Annotated in this window: 14 protein-coding genes and 1 pseudogene; 9 read left to right on the top strand and 6 right to left on the bottom strand. The window is 67.4% G+C overall.

Annotated features, from left to right (window positions below; all coding sequences use genetic code 11):
- Positions 1-119 precede the first annotated feature (119 nt).
- From ACPUER_RS18960 to ACPUER_RS18940, 5 genes are all read right to left on the bottom strand, one after another.
- Positions 120-338 carry a hypothetical protein gene (locus ACPUER_RS18960; protein ID WP_310131010.1) on the bottom strand — a complete coding sequence of 73 codons (219 nt, stop codon included), beginning with the start codon at positions 336-338 and terminating at the stop codon, positions 120-122.
- Positions 339-881: 543 nt separating this feature from the next.
- On the bottom strand, positions 882-1,496 hold the full coding sequence (locus ACPUER_RS18955; RefSeq protein WP_425131862.1) for a LysE family translocator: 615 nt from the start codon (positions 1,494-1,496) through the stop codon (positions 882-884).
- 178 nt (positions 1,497-1,674) lie between these two features.
- A complete protein-coding gene (gene groL, locus ACPUER_RS18950) occupies positions 1,675-3,315 on the bottom strand; it encodes a chaperonin GroEL (protein WP_425131861.1) in 1,641 nt (546 codons plus the stop codon).
- Between the two features lie 12 nt (positions 3,316-3,327).
- Positions 3,328-3,618: a co-chaperone GroES gene (locus tag ACPUER_RS18945; protein ID WP_011694564.1), complete on the bottom strand. Its 291-nt coding sequence runs from the start codon at positions 3,616-3,618 to the stop codon at positions 3,328-3,330.
- Positions 3,619-3,771: 153 nt separating this feature from the next.
- The gene (locus ACPUER_RS18940; RefSeq protein ID WP_425131860.1) at positions 3,772-4,731 is read right to left on the bottom strand and encodes a LysR substrate-binding domain-containing protein; all 960 of its coding nucleotides are present in this window, start codon (positions 4,729-4,731) and stop codon (positions 3,772-3,774) included.
- A gap of 115 nt (positions 4,732-4,846) precedes the next feature.
- On the opposite strand from ACPUER_RS18940, the gene ACPUER_RS18935 reads away from it, so the two are divergent.
- From ACPUER_RS18935 to ACPUER_RS18925, 3 genes are read left to right on the top strand one after another with little or no spacing between them, the layout of a single operon-like run.
- A complete protein-coding gene (locus tag ACPUER_RS18935; protein WP_310131038.1) occupies positions 4,847-6,037 on the top strand; it encodes a M20 aminoacylase family protein in 1,191 nt (396 codons plus the stop codon).
- Positions 6,038-6,090: 53 nt separating this feature from the next.
- Positions 6,091-6,873 (top strand): ABC transporter substrate-binding protein, encoded by a 783-nt coding sequence (locus ACPUER_RS18930; RefSeq protein ID WP_425131859.1) that lies wholly within the window; start codon positions 6,091-6,093, stop codon positions 6,871-6,873.
- A 48-nt stretch (positions 6,874-6,921) separates the two neighbouring features.
- Positions 6,922-8,106 carry a porin gene (locus ACPUER_RS18925; RefSeq protein WP_425131858.1) on the top strand — a complete coding sequence of 395 codons (1,185 nt, stop codon included), beginning with the start codon at positions 6,922-6,924 and terminating at the stop codon, positions 8,104-8,106.
- A 44-nt stretch (positions 8,107-8,150) separates the two neighbouring features.
- Here ACPUER_RS18925 and ACPUER_RS18920 read toward each other — a convergent pair whose 3' ends face one another.
- Positions 8,151-9,170 (bottom strand): zinc-dependent alcohol dehydrogenase family protein, encoded by a 1,020-nt coding sequence (locus ACPUER_RS18920; RefSeq protein ID WP_175960769.1) that lies wholly within the window; start codon positions 9,168-9,170, stop codon positions 8,151-8,153.
- A gap of 126 nt (positions 9,171-9,296) precedes the next feature.
- On the opposite strand from ACPUER_RS18920, the gene ACPUER_RS18915 reads away from it, so the two are divergent.
- The 6 genes and pseudogenes from ACPUER_RS18915 to ACPUER_RS18890 form a co-directional block, all read left to right on the top strand.
- Positions 9,297-10,208, top strand: coding sequence for a LysR family transcriptional regulator (locus ACPUER_RS18915; RefSeq protein WP_175960767.1), 912 nt, complete (start codon positions 9,297-9,299; stop codon positions 10,206-10,208).
- 178 nt (positions 10,209-10,386) lie between these two features.
- A complete protein-coding gene (locus ACPUER_RS18910; protein ID WP_175960765.1) occupies positions 10,387-11,106 on the top strand; it encodes an SDR family oxidoreductase in 720 nt (239 codons plus the stop codon).
- Between the two features lie 147 nt (positions 11,107-11,253).
- On the top strand, positions 11,254-13,212 hold the full coding sequence (locus ACPUER_RS18905) for an arylsulfatase (RefSeq protein WP_425131857.1): 1,959 nt from the start codon (positions 11,254-11,256) through the stop codon (positions 13,210-13,212).
- 115 nt (positions 13,213-13,327) lie between these two features.
- Positions 13,328-14,377, top strand: coding sequence for a formylglycine-generating enzyme family protein (locus tag ACPUER_RS18900; protein WP_425131856.1), 1,050 nt, complete (start codon positions 13,328-13,330; stop codon positions 14,375-14,377).
- On the top strand, positions 14,374-15,186 hold the full coding sequence (locus ACPUER_RS18895; protein WP_425131855.1) for a MetQ/NlpA family lipoprotein: 813 nt from the start codon (positions 14,374-14,376) through the stop codon (positions 15,184-15,186). The genes ACPUER_RS18900 and ACPUER_RS18895 overlap by 4 nt, the downstream gene beginning before the upstream one ends.
- Positions 15,180-15,351: pseudogene (locus tag ACPUER_RS18890) on the top strand (flagellin N-methylase); the annotation flags it as partial. The gene ACPUER_RS18895 and the pseudogene ACPUER_RS18890, both read left to right, overlap by 7 nt.
- Positions 15,352-15,546 lie beyond the last annotated feature (195 nt).

Below are 15,546 nucleotides of genomic sequence, written 5' to 3'. Positions count from 1 at the left end.
ATGACAAGGAAATCCTAGACACATCCGCGTAAAGACGGTGTCAGAGACGCGGGGGCCCGGTATTAAAATTTCGTATCGATTGCGGCGCGGCTTGCGCCGCGTGCCCGATACGGACGTCTTCACGTGCCCGACAGGACGAACGGCAGCGTCGTGAGCAGAAAGACCGAAATGCCGACGACCGGCGCGCCGAACGCGATGGCGGCGAACGCCACCGCGGCGCTGGTCAGCACGAGCGCTCTCGACCGGCGGCGGTGCCGGTCGTGTGCAGTTGCCTTGTCTTCGCGGATGGCATCGGCCCGCGCGCCGATCACGTGTTTCCAGAACGTCAAGCCAAGCATGATTGCTCCTGTATGAAAGACGACCGAGACGCGGCGCGCGATGCGCCGTGCAAACGTGTCAGCAGCGCCTGAGCTTCAGCACGCGTGAGATTTGCCCGGACGTGAAGCCGCTGTTGCGCACGTAAGGCGCGCAGTCGAGTGGCGCGGTCGGCGGTTCGCTGACGACTGACCGGATCGCCATGCCGGATGCGGGCAGGCGATCGATCACTGCCGGGGCGGCGGATCGATCGCGCGTCGTTGCAGGGGATTTGCCGCGAGCACACGCCTGAGCGCACGATGCGCGATTACCGCATCGACGTCGTGTTCAAGCGTGCGCGGATGTGACTACGGCGCGCACCGTCCGCCTGTCGGCAGGACGGCGGCTCGGGAAAGAGAGACGCAGGCGCCCTGCCTGTCAGGCAGAAAAGCAACTCGGGGGACGAGGACTTCGGATGCGCATGTCGCGTGCTCGGTGGTGGATTGCGAACACATTCTAGTGAACGCACACGCGGGCGCAAGTAAAAAGGTCGTAAAGGTGTGAGGGCAATGCGTCAGGCACGTCGCTCAACGCCCGGCGAGCATCCGGCCGCCGACGCCCATCAGCAGCAAGCCGGCCGTCGTGTCGAGCACGGCCTTGCGTCGAACCAGCAGCCGGCGCACCGACGGGTGCGACGCCAGCAGCGCCATCGCGCAATACCATGCGCACGATATCGCGATCGACAACGCGACGACCGCGAGATCGAGCCATGCCGGCGCGTGGGTCGGCACCATCAGCGCGAAGATACTGCCGTAGAACGCGACGGATTTCGGGTTCGTCATGCTGACGACGTAGCCCTTTTTCGCGGCGTGCCAGTCGGAGGCAGTGGCCGGTGCGGAAACGGGCAATGGCTTGCGTGCGGTCAGAATCATTTTCAGGCCGAGCCAGATCAGGTAGCCGGCACCCGCAAGCCGCAGTGCGGTGTGTATCCACGCCACGTGGGTCACGAGCAGGCTCAGCCCGGCGATCGCGATCGCGGCCCAGGTGCCGGACGCGGCGGCCAGTCCAAGCCCCGTCATCACGCCGGCGCGGCGCGACGCGACCGCGGTCGACGTGACGATCACGAAGTTCGGGCCCGGGCTGGCGACGCTCAGCAGCAGGACGCCGGCGAGCGGGAGCAAGACGTTGACGGTGGTCGACATGGCGTGGAAGACGGCGCGGCGGGATGGGCCTTTATCTTACCCGAGCGCTGCAACGGGCCTGCGCACCACGGTGTTGCGTCGATTCCAAACAAAAACGCGTGACGACTTCCGTCGCCACGCGTTGCATGTTTCCGCAAGGCAGCGCGCATGCCGGCGAACCGTTACGCGCGGCGCATCGTCAGAAATCGAACCCCGGCCCGCCCGCACCGGGGCCGCCCGGCGTCGCGGCCGGCGCCGCATCCTTCGGTGCTTCGAACACGGTTGCATCGGTCGTCAGCAGCAGCCCGGCGACCGATGCCGCGTTCTGCAGCGCGGTGCGCGTGACCTTGGTCGGATCGAGTACGCCCGATTCGACGAGATCGCCGTACTCGCCCGTCTGCGCGTTGTAGCCGAAGTTGCCCGAGCCTTCCGCGACCTTCGCGACGACGACGCTCGCTTCCTCGCCCGCATTCGCGACGATCTGGCGCAGCGGTTCCTCGAGCGCGCGCAGCACGATCTTGATGCCCGCATCCTGGTCGGCGTTCACGCCCTTCAGCTCGCGGATCGCCTGCCGCACGCGGATCAGTGCGACACCGCCGCCCGGCACGATGCCTTCCTCGACGGCCGCGCGCGTCGCGTGCAGCGCGTCGTCGACGCGATCCTTCTTCTCCTTCACCTCGATCTCGGTCGCACCGCCGACCTTGATCACCGCGACGCCGCCCGCGAGCTTCGCGACGCGTTCCTGCAGTTTTTCGCGGTCGTAGTCCGACGTCGCTTCGTCGATCTGCACGCGGATCTGCTTCACGCGCGCTTCGATGTTCTTTGCATCGCCCGCGCCGTCGATCACGGTCGTGTTTTCCTTGCCGACCTCGATGCGCTTCGCCTGGCCGAGTTCGGCGAGCGTCGCCTTCTCGAGCGTCAGGCCCGTTTCCTCGGCGATGACCTGCCCGCCGGTGAGGATCGCGATGTCCTCGAGCAGCGCCTTGCGGCGATCGCCGAAGCCCGGCGCCTTGACGGCAACCGTCTTCAGGATTCCGCGGATGTTGTTCACGACGAGCGTCGCGAGCGCCTCGCCTTCGACGTCCTCCGCGATGATCAGCAGCGGCCGGCCCGACTTCGCGACCTGTTCGAGCACCGGCAGCAGGTCGCGGATGTTCGAGATCTTCTTGTCGTGCAGCAGGATGTACGGGTTCTCGATCTCGGCGATCTGCTTGTCGGGATTGTTGATGAAGTACGGCGACAGGTAGCCGCGATCGAACTGCAGCCCCTCGACGACGTCGAGCTCGTCGGCGAGCGACTTGCCGTCCTCGACGGTGATCACGCCTTCCTTGCCGACGCGGTCGATCGCCTCGGCGATGCGCTGGCCGATCGATTCCTCGCCGTTCGCGGAGATCGTCGCGACCTGCGCGATTTCCTTGCTCGTGGTGGTCGGCCTGCTGATCTTCTTAAGCTCGTCGACGGCCGCTGCGACCGCCTTGTCGATGCCGCGCTTCAGATCGAGCGGGTTGAGCCCGGCCGCGACGTATTTCTGGCCTTCGCGCACGATCGCCTGTGCGAGCACGGTGGCCGTCGTCGTGCCGTCGCCGGCCGCGTCGCTGGTGCGCGACGCGACTTCCTTCACGAGCTGCGCGCCGATGTTCTGCAGCTTGTCCGCGAGTTCGATTTCCTTCGCGACCGATACGCCGTCCTTCGTGACGACCGGCGCGCCGAAGCTGCGTTCGAGCACCACGTTGCGGCCCTTCGGCCCGAGCGTGACCTTCACCGCGTTCGCGAGAATGTTCACGCCTTCGGTCAGCTTCGCCCGTGCGACGTCGCTGAAAATGATTTCCTTCGCTGCCATGATTGCGCTCCGTTATTGATTGACGACCGCGACGATGTCTTCCTCGCGCAGGACGAGGAACTCATTGCCGTCCACCTTGACGGCCTGGCCCGCGTACTTGCCGAACAGCACGCGCTCGCCGACCTGCAGGTCGGGCACGATGCGCTGGCCGTCCGTGTCCTTGCGGCCGGGGCCGACGGCGATCACTTCGCCCTGATCGGGCTTCTCGGCGGCGCTGTCGGGGATCACGATGCCCGACGCGGTGGTGGTTTCCTGGTCGAGTCGCTTCACGATGACGCGGTCGTGCAAGGGGCGTAGGCTCATCTTTTCGTCCTGTGCTGTTCTGTCGAAGTTGGCTGGCACTCTTTGGGAGAGAGTGCTGACGAGTATAAAAACGCTCGGCGGCGCGATCCAATAACGGATTCGGAAAAGCATTCGCGCGGATGCGCTATGGACGGGAGACGGGCCGGGCGGAGATCAGATCAGCAGCGATACCGTCCTGAACAGCGCGAGATCCTCCTTGCGCGCGGAGCGCGCATGCCTGCGGATCACGTGCAGCAGGCAGTCGATGAAGCAGCGAGCGGCGTCGCTCAGCGTGCTGCTGCGGCGCGTGACGATCCCGAGGTCGCGCGGCTCGAACGTCTCCTTCAGTTGCAACGGCCGCATCCGTTCGCCGAACGGCGGCACGGCCGCGAGTATTGTCGGGCACCACGTGCACATGTCGGCCTGCTCGAGCATCGTCTGCAGCATCGCGACCGACTGCGCGCGCACGATGCGCCGTTCGTCGATCCCTGCGCCGTGGCGCGTGAACAGGTAGTCGACGAGCGCGGCTTGCCCGTCGGCCGCGAAATTCAGCACCCAGTCGTTGTCGAGCAGGTCGTGGATCGATCGTGCGCGTTCGCGCGGATGGCCGGCGCGCACCATGACCGAGGTCTCGTAGCGCAGCATCGGCTCGAACGCGAATTCCTGCGTGCCGCCCGGTTGCACGTGCCCGAGCGCGAAGTCCATGCTGCCGTCGCGCAGCAGCGGCTGTGCGACGGCCATCAGCGCTTCGTAGAGTTCGAGGCGCACGTCGGGCATCTGCTCGCGAAAACGCAGCACGGCTTCCGCGAGGAACGTCATCGTGAGCCACGGCGTGACGCCGATGCTCAGCCGGCCCTCGACGCGGCCGCGCATGCGTTCGAGATCGCTCTGCGCGTGTTCGAGCTGCTTCAGCACGAGCTTCGCGTGCGTGAGCAGCGTCTTTCCGTATTCGGTGAAGCCGATGCCCTCCGGCGCACGCACGAGCAGCGGCAGGCGCTCGCTCGCCTCCAGCTCGCGCAGCGCGCGCGTGACGGCCGCCTGCGACAGCCCGAGCGTGCGTGCCGCGCCGCGGATGCTGCCGGCCTCCGCGCTCGCGACGAGCGCCTGCAACTGATGCAGCTTGATGTTGCTCATGGTGCGATACCCGACAACGAAAGGTTGTCATCATAACGAAACCGCGGCTGGTCGCCGGGATTTTCGCTGCATACGATTCGGCCACGATCGGTCATCCGGGCGATCGACGACCGGAATGCATTCAGGAGAATCGGGGTTGGACCAGAAACATATTCATCCGGAAATAACGGCCATCGAGGCGGAGATGATCGCGCTGCGTCACCGGCTGCACGCGCATCCCGAACTTGGCTTCGAGGAGCACGCGACAAGCGATCTCGTTGCCGATTGCCTGACAACGTGGGGTTATCGGGTGACGCGCGGGCTCGGCGGCACGGGCGTGGTCGGCACGCTGACGCGCGGCGCCGGGAAACGGCTCGGATTGCGCGCGGACATGGACGCGCTGCCGATCCGCGAGACAACCGGGCTGCCGCATGCGAGCCGGCGCGACGGCGTGATGCACGCGTGCGGCCATGATGGCCACACGGCGATGCTGCTTGCGGCGGCCCGCTGTCTTGCGGGGCGCGCGCGCTTCGCGGGCACATTGAACCTGATTTTCCAGCCGGCCGAAGAAGGGCTCGGCGGCGCGAAGCGGATGATCGACGACGGACTGTTCACGCAATTTCCGTGCGATGCCGTGTTCGCGATGCATAACGTGCCGGGCCTGCCGGCCGGCGTGCTCGGCTTCTGCGACGGGGCGGCGATGGCGTCGGCCGACGAGGTGTGCGTGCGCGTGATCGGGCGCGGCGGGCATGGCGCCGCGCCGCACACGACGATCGATCCGGTGGTCGTGTGCGCGTCGATCGTGATGGCGTTGCAGACGGTCGTGTCGCGCAACGTGAATCCGCAGGAACTGGCGATCGTCACGGCCGGCTCGATCCATGCGGGCACCGCATCGAACGTGATCCCGCCGCATGCGGACCTTGAACTCAGCGTGCGTGCGCTGTCGCCGGACGTGCGCGCACTACTGGAGCGACGCATCCGCGAGATCGTGGATGGGCAGGCCGCGAGTTACGGCGCGATGGCCGAGATCGACTATCGATACGGCTATCCGGTGCTCGTCAATCACGCGGCGGAAACGGCGTTCGCGCGCGACGTGGCCCGCGAATGGGGCGGCGACGCGGCGCTGATGCCGCATCTGCGGCCGATCGCGGCGAGCGAGGATTTCGCATTCATGCTCGAGGCGTGCCCGGGCAGCTACCTGTCGATCGGCAACGGCGACGGCACGGCTGGATGCGGGCTGCACAACCCGGGCTACGACTTCAACGATGCTTGCCTCGCGACGGGTGCGAGCTACTGGACCGCGCTCGCTGAGCGATACCTCGGGTGATGCGGCTGCACGATTTCGGGTCACGATTCACGATTTACACAAGGAGACGGGCAATGAAACAGTGGATGGCGGCGCTCGCGGTGGCGCTGGCGGCAGGATCGGTGCATGCGGGCGACTGGACGGGCAAGGAGATCCGCCTCGCGGTCGATCCGACTTACCCGCCGCTCGAATACAAGCTGCCCGACGGCACGCTGACGGGTTTCGGGATCGATATCACGAATGCATTGTGCGCGGAGCTGCACGCGCGCTGCGTGTGGGTCGAGTCGAGCTTCGACGGGATGATCCCGGGGCTGCTCGCGCGCAAGTTCGACGTGATCGCGTCGTCGATGACGATCACGCCGAAGCGGATGCAGCAGATCGCGTTCACGAACCGCATCTCGAATGCACCCGCCCGGCTGATCGCGCGCAAGGGCACGCCGCTGCTGCCGACGGCCGAATCGCTGAAAGGCAAGCGCGTGGGCGTCGAGCAGGGTTCCGCGCAGGCCGACTACGCAGTCGCGAACTGGCAGCCGGCCGGCGTGCAGATCGTGTCGTACCCGAACCAGGATCAGGTGTACGCCGATCTCGTGACGGGGCGGCTCGACGCGGCGTTCCAGGCATCGATCGCGGCCAGCGACGGCTTTCTGAAGAAGCCGCAGGGCAAGGACTTCATGTTCGCCGGCGCGCCGATCGACGACGCGAAGTACTTCGGGCAGGGCGACGGCCTCGGGTTGCGCAAGCAGGACCACGACCTGCGCGACGCATTCAACCGCGCGCTCGCAACGATTCTCGCGAACGGCACGTACCAGCGGATCAACCGGAAGTATTTCGACTTCGATATCTACGGCACGAAGTAAGCAGCAGCGCACGAAATGTGCGCGATCGACCATAAATAAGGATTACGGATGAACTGGAGATCGATTTTTGTCGCGCTTCCGGCGCTGTGCGCAGCGCCCGCGTTCGCGCAAGGCAGCGTCACGCTTTATGGCCTCGTCGATGCGGGAATCGACTATACGAACAACGTTGGCGGGCACAGTGCGTGGCAGATGGCGAGCGGCTTCGCGCAGGGCAGCCGCTGGGGGCTGAAGGGCACCGAGGACCTGGGCGGCGGCTACAGCGCGCTGTTCCAGATCGAGAATGGCTTCAACGTGAACAGCGGCACGCTTGCGCAGGGCGGCCGCATGTTCGGGCGTCAGGCCTACGTGGGGCTCGGCAGCACGCGCTTCGGCACGTTGACGCTCGGCCGGCAATACGATTCGGTCGTCGACTATCTCGCGCCGACGACCGCGAACGGGAGCTGGGGCGTCTATCCGTTCTCGCACCCGCTCGACAACGACAACACCGGCAACACGTTCCGCACGAACAATACCGTGAAGTATGCGAGTCCGGATTTCTCCGGCTTCTCGTTCGGCGGCACGTACAGCTTCAGCAACGACACGGGTTTCGCGAACAACCGGGTCTGGAGCGTCGGCGCGCAGTACGAGCAGGGCGGCCTGCTCGTCGGTGCGGCGTTCCTGAACGCGGACAACCCGGGCGCAACATCGGGCGGTGCGATCGCGGGTTCGGGGTCGGTCGGCGCTGATGCGAACTTCGCGTCGGCACGGCTGCGGATCTTCGGGGCGGGCATCAACTACACCGCAGGGCCCGCGACGGTCGGATTCGCGTACACCAACAGCAACGTCACGCGGCCGACCGCGAACGTCGGCTACCTGTTCGGCGACGAAACGATCGCACCGGTGACCGGGCCGCTTGCGGGCGGTACGGTGACGTCGATCAAGTATCAGAACTTCGAAGTGAACGGCAAGTATCAGTTCACGCCGGCGTTCTTCGTCGGCGCGCAGTATGTGTACACGACGGTGCGCTACGACGCGACGACCGGCGCCGCGAAGCCGAAGATTCATTCGATCGGGTTGATGGCCGACTACAACCTGTCGAAGCGAACGGATGTGTATCTGATGGGCGCGTATCAGCGGATCGCAGGAGACGCGACCGGCTCGTCGCTCGATCAGGCGTATATCCCGGGCGCGGCCGATCTGTCGTCGACGTCGAAGCAGTTGATGGTGCACGCGGGGATTCGGCACAAGTTCTGATGGAACCCGCCGGAAAGAAGGCGGCGGCCCGCCGCCTTCATCCATCACGAAGCGACGCGAATCACGACCTTGCCGAAATGCTGTCCCGACTGCAGGTACGCATACGCTTGCGGCGCTTCGTCGAAGCCGAACACGCGATCGACCACCGGCTTGATCCGCTTCGCATCGACGAACCGCACGACGTCGTCGAGCATCGCGCGGCTGCCGACCATGATCCCGTGCAATTGCCGAATGCCGCCGATCAGCGAAAGCAGCCCGAGTTCGGGGCCGCCGAAGCCGCTGACGCCGCCGATCACCGACACAATGCCGCCCAGCTTCGTCGCGGCGACCGAGCGCGGCAGCGTGTCGTGTCCGCCGACTTCCAGGACGAGATCCGCGCCCGCGCCGCCGGTGAGCCGCAGCACCTCGTGCTCCCACTCGGGCGTCGCGCGATAGTTGATCGTTGCATCCGCACCGAGTGCGCGGGCGCGTTCGAGCTTCGCATCGCTCGACGACGTGACGATCGTGCGCAACCCCGCCGCGTGCGCGAGCTGCAGCGCGACGATCGAGACGCCCCCCGTGCCGAGCAGCACGACGGTTGAGCCCGGCCCCGCGCCTCCGTCGGCGAACAGCGCATTCCACGCGGTGATGCCCGCGCACGACAGCGTCGCCGCTTCGTCGTAGTCGAGATGCGCGGGAATCGCGACCAGCGCCGCTTCGTCGGACACGAAGTGCTCGGCCAGCACGCCGTCGAATTGCGCGCCGGGGGAACCCGAGACCTTCTGCGGCGTGGGCGGCCCGTCGATCCAGCGCGGGAAGTACGTGTTGATCACGCGATCGCCCGGCTTGAAGCGCGTGACGTCGCGGCCGGTTTCGACGACTTCGCCGGCGCCGTCGGCAACAGGAATCAACGCGTCCTTGCCGATGCCGAGATAGTCGCCGCGCGCGAACATCAGGTCGCGGTAGTTCAGTCCTGCCGAGTGGATCTTCACGACGACGTCGGTCGGCCCGACGGGCCGGCGTGTCGCGTCGATGCGCCGGAGCCCGGCAGCGCCGTCGCCGGGTTTGACTTGCCATGCGTGCATGTCGACTCCTTTTCGAGATAGGTCGAACTATCATAGTGTTGCGCACGGGGACGCATTGGCGAGAATTCGGCCACTGACTGTCGCCGTCATGGACACAAATCTGTCATCCAACCGGAGCGGAATCGCATGGACGAGCGTCTGAGAGGCGTCGCCGAATTCGTCGACGTCGTGGAGTCGGGCAGCTTCGCGGCGGCGGCGCTGCGCATCGGCGTCACGCGTTCGGCGATCGCGAAGGTCGTCGCGCGGCTCGAACGCCGTCTCGGCGCGCGGCTCCTGCAGCGCACGACGCGCCAGCTCAGCCTGACCGACGAAGGGCTCGTCTATTACGAGCAGTGCCGGCGGCTGCTGGCCGATCTCGGCGAAACGGAGGCCGCGCTCGACGCGGGCCGGCGCGAGCCGTCGGGGCGGCTGCGCATCAGCGTGCCCGTGCTGTTCGGGCGGCAATGCGTTGCGCCCGTCATGCGGCGCCTCGTCGAGCGTCATCCGCGGCTCGAGATCGACGTGTCGTTCAGCGATCGCCTGGCCGACCTGATCAACGACGGTTTCGACGTCGCGGTGCGCATCGGCGAGCTTGCGGATACGAGCACGCTCGTCGGGCGGCGGCTTGGCGTACAGCGGATGGGCATTTGCGCATCGCCCGCGTATCTCGAACGTCACGGCCGGCCGACGGGGCTCGACGAACTCGCGTCGCACGTCGGCATCGCATATTCGCGCGGCGGGCAGCCGGCACCATGGCGGATCATCGGTGCGGACGGCGCGGTGCACGACCACCGCGCGGCCGGCCGCCTGCGGTTCGACGACCTGCAGGCGATCGCCGATGCGGCCGCTGCCGGCGCGGGCCTCGCGTGGCTGCCGTGCTGGCTGATGGCGCCTTACCTGCGCGACGGCCGCCTCGTGCTCGTGATGGACAGCAACAGCGTGTCGGGCGCCGAGGTGTTCGCGGTGCGGCCGTCGTCGCGCCACGTGCCGTCGAAGGTGCGGGTCGTCATCGATGCGCTCGTCGACGAGATTCCGCGGATGCTGGCGTCGGATGACTGAGGCGGGAAGGCGGCCCGCACAAGCGCGCACCGCATCCGGGCGGAGCGGCTGAACGGTGCGAGTGCCGGCGACCGTACGCGTTTTTTCGACCCGATGCACAATCGTCCGGAACGCGGATGCGTCGCGTGGCTGCGTACGCATCGCGACTTCTTCGATTCCTTCCACACAGGCACGAATCATGTCATCCCGCACCTATCTCGTAACAGGCGCGTCGCGCGGCATCGGCTTCGCGGTCAGCACATTTCTGGCGCAGCGCGGCCATCGCGTCATCGGCCTTGCGCGGCATGCGCAGGGCATCGATTTCCCCGGCGAATTGCTCGCGTGCGATCTTGCCGACATCGAACGGACGGCGGCAACGCTTGCGCACATCAGCGAGCGGCACGACGTCGACGGCATCGTCAACAACGCCGGCATCGTGTTGCCGCAGCCGCTCGGGCAGATCGATTTCGGGTCGCTGCAGGCGGTGTTCGATCTGAACGTGCGGGCCGCGATCCAGGTCACGCAGCACTTTGCGGACGCGATGAAGGCGCGCGGTCACGGGCGCATCGTCAACATCTGCAGCCGCGCGATTTTCGGCAGCCTCGATCGCACCGCATACTCGGCCGCGAAGAGCGCGCTCGTCGGCTGCACGCGCACGTGGGCGCTCGAACTCGCCGAGCATGGCGTGACCGTCAATGCTGTCGCGCCGGGCCCGATCGAGACCGAACTGTTCCGACAGACGCGGCCGGTCGGCAGCGAAGCCGAACGCAAGGTGCTCGCGACGATTCCCGCGCGCCGGCTCGGCACGCCCGACGACGTGGCGGCCGCGATCGCGTTCTTCCTGTCCGACGAAGCCGGTTTCGTCACGGGGCAGGTGCTGGCCGTGGACGGCGGCGGCAGCCTCGGCGGGCGCAGCTGACGCATCGCGGCGCGGGCCGCGCCAAACGGCCTGCATCGGGCCCGCATCGCATATTCCCGCACCCCGTTAGCATGTGACGAATCCGACTTTGGGCGCCGCGCGCGCGAAGATAAGATCGCCGATCCCGTAGATCGAGCGTTCACGATAATGAAAAAGTCCGCGTCGCCGTTGCATGCTTTCCGTTTCCGTGTCGTCTGCGCCGCGATCGCCGGCGCGGTGTCGCTCGCATCGTGCGGCGGCGTCGACAGCGATTCGCCGCCTCCGCAGGCCAATACAACGCCGCCGCAGGCCGCGAAACGCCCGAACATCCTGTACATCATGGCCGACGATCTCGGCTATTCCGACATCCATGCGTTCGGCGGCGAGATCAACACGCCGAACCTCGACGCGCTCGTCGCATCGGGCCGCATCCTGTCGAACCATCACACCGGCACCGTGTGCGCGATCACGCGTGCGATGCTGGTGTCCGGCACCGATCACCATCTCGTCGGCGAAGGCACGATGGGCGTGCCGGCCGACGAGCGGCGCGGGCTGCCCGGCTACGAGGGCTACCTGAACGACCGCGCGCTGTCGTTCGCACAACTGCTGAAGGACGCCGGCTACCACACCTATATCGCGGGCAAGTGGCACATCGGCTCGGGGATCGTCGGCAGCGCGACGGGCAGTGGGCAGACGCCCGACCAGTGGGGCTTCGAGCGCAGCTACGTGCTGCTCGGCGGCGCGGCGACCAACCACTTCGCGCACGAGCCGGCCGGCTCGTCGAACTACACGGAGGACGGCCGTTACGTGCAGCCTGGTCAGCCCGGGCAGCCGGGCGGTACGGGCGGCAGCCCGGCCGTGTTCTATTCGACCGATTTCTATACGCAGAAGCTGATCTCGTACATCGATTCGAACCAGCGCGACGGCAAGCCGTTCTTCGCATATGCGGCGTACACGTCGCCGCACTGGCCGCTGCAGGTGCCCGAACCGTGGCTGCACAAGTACGCGGGCGTCTATGACGCCGGCTACGACGCGATCCGCAACGCGCGGATCGCGCGGCAGAAAGCGCTCGGCCTGATTCCCGCCGACTTCAAGCCGTTCGACGGCGTGCCCGAAACGACGGCGGCGTCGCCCGCGACCGCGAACAACGGCACCGCGAGCGCGAAATACATCAGCGCGGTGCATCCGGCCGCGGACGGCTACAGCGACTACGGCACCGGCAAGGTCGACAAGCTGTGGTCGAGCCTGTCGCCGGCCGAGCGCCGTGCGCAGGCGCGCTACATGGAGATCTACGCGGGGATGGTCGAGAACCTCGACTACAACATCGGCCTGCTGATCCAGCACCTGAAGGACATCGGCGAATACGACAACACGTTCATCATGTTCCAGTCGGACAACGGCGCGGAAGGCTGGCCGATCGATTCCGGCGCGGACCCGACGGCGACCGACACCGCGAACGCGCGGGAGCCGACCTATTCGGCGCTCGGCACCGACAACGGCAAGCAGAACGCGCAGCGCCTGCAGTACGGGCTGCGCTGGGCCGAAGTGAGCGCGTCGCCGTTCCGGCACACGAAGGGCTACTCGGCCGAAGGCGGCGTATCGACGCCGACGATCGTGCGCCTGCCGGGCCAGTCGCAGCAGTTGCCGACGCTGCGCGCGTTCACGCACGTGACCGACAACACGGCGACCTTCCTCGCGGTCGCGGGCGTCACGCCGCCGTCGCAGCCGGCGCCGCCGCTCGTCAACACGCTGACGGGCGTCGACCAGAACAAGGGCAAGGTGATCTACAACAACCGCTACGTGTACCCGGTCACGGGCCAGTCGCTGCTGCCGGTGCTCACCGGTTCGGCGACGGGCGAGGTGCATACGGCGCCGTTCGGCGACGAAGCATACGGCCGCGCGTACCTGCGCAGCGCCGACGGGCGCTGGAAGGCGCTGTGGACCGAGCCGCCGCTCGGGCCGCTCGACGGTCACTGGCAGCTTTACGACCTCGCATCGGATCGCGGCGAGACGACCGACGTGTCGGCGCAGAACCCGTCGGTGATCGGCACGCTCGTCGACCAGTGGAAGACGTACATGAGCAACGTCGGCGGCGTCGAGCCGCTGCGTCCGCGCGGTTATTACTGAGCGCCCCCGGACCTGTCGCTTCGCTCCAGGGCCCCCGACGGGGCATCCCCCAAGGGAGCTTCCTTCGGGGCGGAAAACCTGGAGCGGGCAGGCGCTTTCTTGAAAGGACGACACGATGCGGTTCCGGTTCTGGACGATCGGCGCGGCGCTCGCCGCCACGCTGTTCGCCGCCGCGTTCGCGGTGGGCTATGCGAATCCGGCGGCGCCGGCGGGCGGCGCTTTCGACGACGCGAATCGCGGCCGCGCGCTCGCGCCGCTCGGCTCGGAGCGGCAGTGCGAGCGCTACTCGGGGCTGCCGGCAAAGTGGCGCGACGACCCGAAGGCCGGGATGGTGCATCTGCGCGGCGGCGCGTTCGTGTTCGGCAGCACGCGCGGTTATGCGGACGAGCGTCCGGCCGGCGACGGCCGCACGCACGTCGGCGGTTTCTGGATCGACCAGACCGACGTGACGATCGCGCAGTTCGCCGCATTCGTGCAGGCGACCGGCTACGTGACCGAGGCCGAGCAGCAGGGCGGTGCGGCGGTGTTCAACATGCCGACGCGCGACGAGATGAATGCGCGCGACCTCGCATGGTGGTCGTGGGTGAAGGGGGCATCGTGGCGTCATCCGCGCGGGCCCGGCAGCGGCGTCGATGGGCTCGGCAACCTGCCCGTCACGCTCGTCACGCAGCGCGATGCGCTCGCGTATGCGCGCTGGCTCGGCCGCGATCTGCCGACCGAGGCCGAATGGGAATACGCGGGCAAGGCCGGCCGCGACGATACCTCGCTCGACGCGGCGCCGCGCGATGCGCAGGGCAAGCCGGCCGCGAACTACTGGCAGGGCGCGTTCCCGGTGCTCGATACGGCCGAGGACGGTCATGCGGGCCTCGCGCCCGTCGGCTGTTATGCGGCGAACGGCTTCCGCCTCTACGACATGATCGGCAATGCCTGGGAATGGACGAAGGACGCGTACACGGGCCCGCATCAGCCGCACGCCAACGGCGACACGGCGGCCGTCGCACCGCCGACGCGCCGGCACGATACGCCGACGGTCATCAAGGGCGGCTCGTTCCTGTGCTCGCGCGACTACTGCGTGCGCTATCGCGCGTCATCGCGCGAACAGCAGGAGGCCGATCTCGGCGCGTCGCACATCGGCTTTCGCACGATCCTGAGGGATGCATCGTGAGGAACCGCATCGTGCGATCCGTTTCCGTATGGCTGCTGGCCGCGTGCGGTGTCGTCCATCAGGGATCGGCCGTTGCGGCCGAATCGGTTGCCCCGGCCGTGCGCGTCGGCGTGACGCGCGGCGTGCATGCGCAGATCCTGGACGAAGTGAAGCGGGTCGCTGCTGCACGCGGGTTGGGTGTCGACGTCGTCGAATTCGACGATGCATCGCGCATCGACGCGGCGCTCGCCGACGGCCGGATCGACGCGGCCAGCTTCGAGGATGCGCAACAGCTTGCCGCGACGCGCGCGCGGAAACGTTACGCGCTGACCGAAGTCGCGCCGACCGTCACGCTGCCGATGGCGCTTTATTCGCGCAAGCTGAAAAACCTGAACGAATTGCCGCCCGGCGCGACGGTCGCGATTCCCGCCGATCCGCGCGGGATGGCGCGTGCGCTCGTGCTGCTGCAGAACGACACGCTGGTGACGCTGCGCGAGCAGGCCGGCCTGCGTGCAACGCTGCGCGACGTGACCGGCAACCGGCTCGGGCTGAAATTCGTCGCGCTGCGCCGCGATCGTCTTTACGCCGCGCTCGACACGGCCGCGTTCGTCGCGATCGACAGCGACGATGCCGCCCGCGTCGGGCTGCAGCCCGCGCGCGACAGCATCGGCATCGAGGACGCGCGTTCGCCGTACGCGAACGTGCTGACGGTGCGCAACGCTGATCGCGCGAAACCGTGGGTCGCGCAGCTCGTCGCCGCATATCACTCGGACGACGTCGCGCGCTTCATCCTCACGCGTTACCAGGATTCGGTGCGGCGGCCGTGGTAGACACGTACCTGCTCGCGTGCAATGCATGCGGACGCTGCTGCAACAGCGCGCCGACGCTGTCGCTGCGCGAACTGTTCCGGCATTCGGCACCGCTTCGTCGGCGCGCTGACGATCCGTCGCGTGCCGAAGCGGCGAATCGGCGAACGCCGGCGTGCCGACGACCGGCCCGCGACACGCGAGTTGCGCGGCTTCGCACAGGCGCTCGAACGAGCACGGCATACGCTTGCGGCGATGCCTGCGCCCGCGGCCGGAACGCGTGAAGACGCGCCACGCATCGACGCATGGCTCGACGCCGATCCGCTCGCCGCGTAACGATCGCGGCACGCCGCGCGTGCCTTACACTTGGCGCTCTTTCGATCG

The sequence above is a fragment of the Burkholderia sp. DN3021 genome, assembly GCF_049805555.1.
GTDB lineage: Bacteria > Pseudomonadota > Gammaproteobacteria > Burkholderiales > Burkholderiaceae > Burkholderia > Burkholderia pyrrocinia_C.
This window is presented reverse-complemented; position numbering and strand designations above follow the sequence as displayed.

What these genes read in the sequence shown, in the direction of transcription:
- ACPUER_RS18910 (WP_175960765.1), top strand. Translation starts at nt 10,387, where the DNA reads ATGTCATCCCGCACCTATCTCGTAACAGGCGCGTCGCGCGGCATCGGC.
- ACPUER_RS18945 (WP_011694564.1), bottom strand. Translation starts at nt 3,618, where the DNA reads ATGAGCCTACGCCCCTTGCACGACCGCGTCATCGTGAAGCGACTCGAC.
- ACPUER_RS18905 (WP_425131857.1), top strand. Translation starts at nt 11,254, where the DNA reads ATGAAAAAGTCCGCGTCGCCGTTGCATGCTTTCCGTTTCCGTGTCGTC.
- ACPUER_RS18940 (WP_425131860.1), bottom strand. Translation starts at nt 4,731, where the DNA reads ATGAGCAACATCAAGCTGCATCAGTTGCAGGCGCTCGTCGCGAGCGCG.
- ACPUER_RS18925 (WP_425131858.1), top strand. Translation starts at nt 6,922, where the DNA reads ATGAACTGGAGATCGATTTTTGTCGCGCTTCCGGCGCTGTGCGCAGCG.
- ACPUER_RS18960 (WP_310131010.1), bottom strand. Translation starts at nt 338, where the DNA reads ATGCTTGGCTTGACGTTCTGGAAACACGTGATCGGCGCGCGGGCCGAT.
- ACPUER_RS18900 (WP_425131856.1), top strand. Translation starts at nt 13,328, where the DNA reads ATGCGGTTCCGGTTCTGGACGATCGGCGCGGCGCTCGCCGCCACGCTG.
- groL (WP_425131861.1), bottom strand. Translation starts at nt 3,315, where the DNA reads ATGGCAGCGAAGGAAATCATTTTCAGCGACGTCGCACGGGCGAAGCTG.
- ACPUER_RS18930 (WP_425131859.1), top strand. Translation starts at nt 6,091, where the DNA reads ATGAAACAGTGGATGGCGGCGCTCGCGGTGGCGCTGGCGGCAGGATCG.
- ACPUER_RS18935 (WP_310131038.1), top strand. Translation starts at nt 4,847, where the DNA reads ATGCATTCAGGAGAATCGGGGTTGGACCAGAAACATATTCATCCGGAA.
- ACPUER_RS18955 (WP_425131862.1), bottom strand. Translation starts at nt 1,496, where the DNA reads ATGTCGACCACCGTCAACGTCTTGCTCCCGCTCGCCGGCGTCCTGCTG.
- ACPUER_RS18920 (WP_175960769.1), bottom strand. Translation starts at nt 9,170, where the DNA reads ATGCACGCATGGCAAGTCAAACCCGGCGACGGCGCTGCCGGGCTCCGG.
- ACPUER_RS18915 (WP_175960767.1), top strand. Translation starts at nt 9,297, where the DNA reads ATGGACGAGCGTCTGAGAGGCGTCGCCGAATTCGTCGACGTCGTGGAG.